We start from the raw sequence: 3,728 nt of genomic DNA, 5'->3' as shown, positions 1-3,728 counted from the left end.
CGAGCAAGCTCGCTCCCACAGGGGGCGTCAGTCTTGAGGAGCGTGCGCTCCCCACCCGTCGACTTATAACGCATCGATATAAAACTCACAGTCATCCCACCGGTCAGTTCCAGAGTACCCACCCTTTCGGCGGGTATGGCTTGACCCCTCCCCAACGGAAAAACCGGTAAGGACTTATGTGCGGATTAGCTGGTGAGTTACGTTTCGATCAACAACCTGCGGACCTTGCGGCCGTAGAGCGCATCACCCATCACTTGGCCCCTCGCGGCCCCGACGCGTGGGGTTTCCATAGCCAGGGCCCGATTGCCCTGGGCCATCGACGCCTGAAGATCATGGACCTGTCCGACGGCTCGGCCCAGCCGATGATCGACAATCAACTGGGCCTGTCCCTGGCATTCAACGGCGCGATCTACAACTACCCGGAACTGCGCGCCGAACTCGAAGGCTTGGGCTACACCTTCTACTCCGGCGGCGACACCGAGGTGCTGCTCAAGGGGTATCACGCCTGGGGCGAGAACCTGCTGCCCAAGCTCAATGGCATGTTCGCCTTCGCCATCTGGGAACGCGACGCCAAACGCCTGTTCATCGCCCGCGACCGTCTCGGCGTAAAACCGCTGTACTTGTCACGCACCGGCCAGCGCTTGCGCTTTGCCTCCGCGTTGCCGGCATTGCTCAAGGGCGGCGACATCAACCCGGTGCTCGACCCGGTCGCCCTCAATCACTACCTGAATTTCCATGCGGTCGTCCCGGCGCCGCGCACGCTATTGGCCGGCGTCGAAAAACTGCCCCCGGCCACCTGGATACGCGTCGACGCAGATGGCAGCACCGAACAAAAAACCTGGTGGACACTGCCCTACGGCCCGAGGGCCGACGAGCAAAACCTCAACCTGGAAGACTGGATCGAACGTGTGCTGGACAGCACCCGCGAAGCAGTCGCCATCCGCCAACGCGCCGCCGTCGATGTCGGCGTGCTGCTGTCGGGCGGTGTGGATTCGAGCATGCTCGTGGGGCTGTTGCGCGAGGTCGGCGTCGAGGACCTGTCGACGTTTTCCATCGGCTTCCAGGACGCCGGTGGCGAACGCGGCGACGAGTTCCAGTATTCGGACCTGATCGCCAAGCACTACGGCACGCGCCATCACCAGTTGCGCATCGATGAAAAAGAAATCATCGAACAGTTGCCCGCCGCGTTCCGTGCCATGAGCGAACCCATGGTCAGCCACGACTGCATCGCCTTCTACCTGCTCTCGCGGGAAGTGGCCAAGCACTGCAAAGTGGTGCAAAGCGGCCAGGGCGCCGACGAGCTGTTCGCGGGTTATCACTGGTACCCGCAGGTCGACGGGGCGAGCGATCCGTACGCGGCCTATCGCGCGGCCTTCTTCGACCGCAGCTATGAAGAATATGCCGCCACCGTGCAGCCCAAGTGGCTCACCGCCAACGACGCGGCCGGAGACTTCGTCAAGGAACACTTCGCCCAACCGGGCGCCGATGCCGCCGTCGACAAGGCCTTGCGCCTGGACAGCACGGTGATGCTGGTGGACGACCCGGTCAAACGCGTCGACAACATGACCATGGCCTGGGGCCTGGAAGCGCGCACTCCGTTCCTCGATTACCGGCTGGTGGAGCTTTCCGCCCGGGTACCGGCGAAATTCAAGCTGCCCGACGGCGGCAAGCATGTGCTCAAGGAGGCCGCCCGCCGGGTGATCCCGAGCGAAGTCATCGACCGCAAGAAAGGCTATTTCCCGGTGCCGGGTCTCAAGCATCTGGAAGGCGATACCCTGGCCTGGGTCCGTGAACTGCTGCTGGATCCGAGCCAGGATCGCGGCCTGTTCAACCCGACCATGCTGGACCGTTTGCTGACCGACCCCAACGGCCAGCTCACGCCGTTGCGCGGTTCGCGGCTGTGGCAATTGGCGGCGCTGAACCTGTGGCTCAGCGAGCAAGGAATCTGATCGATGAAACCCCATACAACGCTTCACAACCAACGACTCTTGCGCGGCCAGCCGCCGTCCTACGAACGCTTGCAAGCGCGGCTGGCCGAAGACGGCAGCGAACTGGGCGCTGATCCGATCGCAGTCCATTGCGGCTGGGGCCGCCTATTGATCGGCCATACGTTTCCCGATCCGGCGAGCCTGGCCCGCGAGCTGCTCAACGAACAACCCGGCGAGCGTGATATCGCCCTGTACGTCGCCGCGCCCCAGCAGGTCCTGGGCCTGGAGCCGACACAACTGTTCCTTGATCCTTCCGACACCCTGCGCTTGTGGTTCAGCGATTACCGCCAAGCCACGCGGGTGTTTCGCGGCTTCCGGATTCGCCGCGCCCAAAGTGACGCCGACTGGCAGGCCATCAACCAGCTCTACCAGGCTCGCGGCATGCTGCCCATCGACCCGGAGCGACTGACGCCACGGCACCAGGGCGGCCCGGTGTACTGGCTGGCCGAGGACGACGATACCGGTGCGGTGATCGGCAGCGTGATGGGCCTCAATCACCAAAAAGCCTTCAACGACCCGGAAAACGGCAGCAGCCTCTGGTGCCTGGCGGTGGACCCGCACTGTCCACGTCCCGGCGTAGGCGAAGTGCTGGTGCGCCACCTCATCGAGCATTTCATGAGCCGTGGCTTGAGCTACCTCGACCTGTCGGTGCTGCACGACAATCGCCTGGCGAAAAACCTCTACGCCAAGCTCGGTTTCCGCAACCTGTCGACGTTTGCGATCAAGCGCAAGAACGGCATCAACCAACCACTGTTCCTCGGGCCCGGCCCCGAGGCGCAATTCAATCCCTATGCCCGCATCATCGTCGAAGAGGCGCACCGCCGCGGCATCGAAGTGCAGGTGGATGACGCCGAGGCCGGGCTGTTCACCCTGGTGCATGGCAGCCGCCGGATTCGCTGCAGGGAATCCCTGAGCGACTTGACCAGTGCGATCAGCATGACGTTGTGCCAGAACAAGAGCCTGACGCATAAGGTATTGAAGAACGCCGGCCTCAATCTCCCGGCACAACAACTGGCGGGCAATGCCGATGACAACCTGGCCTTTCTCGACGAGCACGAGCGCGTGGTGGTGAAGCCGCTGGACGGCGAACAGGGCCAAGGCGTCGCGGTGGATCTGCGCACGATCGAGGAGGTGCAGGCCGCCATCGAAGCCGCCAAGCGCTTTGATAGCCGCGTGTTGCTGGAAAGTTTCCACGAAGGGCTGGACCTGCGCATCCTGGTGATCGGTTTTGAAGTGGTCGCGGCTGCGATCCGTCGTCCTGCGGAAGTGATCGGTGATGGCCAGCACAGCATCGGCGCGCTGATCGAAGCCCAGAGCCGACGACGGCAGGCGGCGACGGGCGGCGAAAGCAAAATCCCCATGGATGCCGAGACCGAACGTACCTTGCGCGCCGCCGGCCATGACTACGACAGCGTGCTGCCGGCGGGCGAACATCTCTTCGTGCGACGCACGGCGAACCTTCATACCGGTGGCGTCCTGGAAGACGTGACCGCCATTCTTCATCCGACCCTGGCCGATGCAGCGGTGCGTGCTGCGCGAGCGCTGGACATTCCCGTGGTCGGCCTGGACCTGCTCGTCCCTGCGGCCGATCAACCGGAGTACGTGTTCATCGAAGCCAACGAACGCGCCGGCCTGGCCAACCACGAACCGCAGCCCACCGCCGAGCGTTTTGTGGATTTGTTGTTTCCCCATAGCCAGGCGGTGACCTGAGGTCTTGTGGCGAGGGAGCTTGCTCCCGCT

At 63.6% G+C, this 3,728-nt stretch carries 2 protein-coding genes; both read left to right on the top strand.

All coding sequences use genetic code 11. The features are described 5' to 3' along the window. The first annotated feature begins 176 nt into the window (after positions 1-176). Positions 177-1,949, top strand: coding sequence for an N-acetylglutaminylglutamine amidotransferase (locus OC610_RS23040; RefSeq protein ID WP_264431085.1), 1,773 nt, complete (start codon positions 177-179; stop codon positions 1,947-1,949). A gap of 3 nt (positions 1,950-1,952) precedes the next feature. Beyond that, positions 1,953-3,698 carry an N-acetylglutaminylglutamine synthetase gene (ngg, locus tag OC610_RS23035; RefSeq protein WP_264431083.1) on the top strand — a complete coding sequence of 582 codons (1,746 nt, stop codon included), beginning with the start codon at positions 1,953-1,955 and terminating at the stop codon, positions 3,696-3,698. Positions 3,699-3,728 lie beyond the last annotated feature (30 nt).

Origin of the sequence: Pseudomonas agronomica (genome assembly GCF_025917275.1) — a bacterium.
GTDB classification, from domain to species: domain Bacteria; phylum Pseudomonadota; class Gammaproteobacteria; order Pseudomonadales; family Pseudomonadaceae; genus Aquipseudomonas; species Aquipseudomonas agronomica.
Note: the sequence above shows the minus strand (reverse complement) of the source record. Positions and strands in the feature narration are given on the sequence as shown.